We start from the raw sequence: 629 nt of genomic DNA on the forward strand, positions 1-629 counted from the left end.
ATACCCGCTTGATTAAAGGTGTTTCCTTTGACTTGGAACTGATAACTTATGTTCTTACCGAGCATTTCGCTTACAATACTCCATTTACGAGAATTGTAGAGAAGCTATCTCATATGGGATTGAATATGAACGAGAAAACCTTGGGAGTCATCGTACATAAGATAATCTCTTATATCCGCAAGGAAATGAAAGATGTCTGGGAGGCGACTATCAAGAAGACTCACAATTGGATGATTGATGAGACCTCAGGTCTTGTTGGTGTGAAGACAGATGAAGGTGTCCGTAAATACTTGAAGCGTTATTTTTGGGGAATCAAGGCTAATGTCCAGAAACTCGTGTGGTTTATATACGAGCATGGGAGTCGTGGCCTCAAGGCAATCCGTCAGTTCTTGGACAACTTTATCGGCTTCTTTACTACTGACGGTTATGTAGTATATAAGGTGTATGACGATGATGAACTTCATCCTGATCAACATCGTTCAGCATGCCTGACACATATAAGGCGAAAGTTCGTAGAGTCCTTGGAAGAGAATCATTCCTTGTCTATGTGGTTTATCGATGAGATAGGTAGACTATTTGGAATCGAGCATGACTGCAAGAAGGCAGGTTTAACAGCCGACCAGGTTCTT

At 41.5% G+C, this 629-nt stretch carries 1 protein-coding gene; it reads left to right on the top strand.

What is annotated here, in order from left to right:
* Positions 1-32: 32 nt before the first annotated feature.
* On the top strand, positions 33-629 hold a 597-nt coding region (locus D4A39_RS16855), incomplete at its 3' end, for an IS66 family transposase (RefSeq protein WP_233552521.1).

The organism is Alcanivorax profundi, assembly GCF_003597125.1.
GTDB classification, from domain to species: domain Bacteria; phylum Pseudomonadota; class Gammaproteobacteria; order Pseudomonadales; family Alcanivoracaceae; genus Alcanivorax; species Alcanivorax profundi.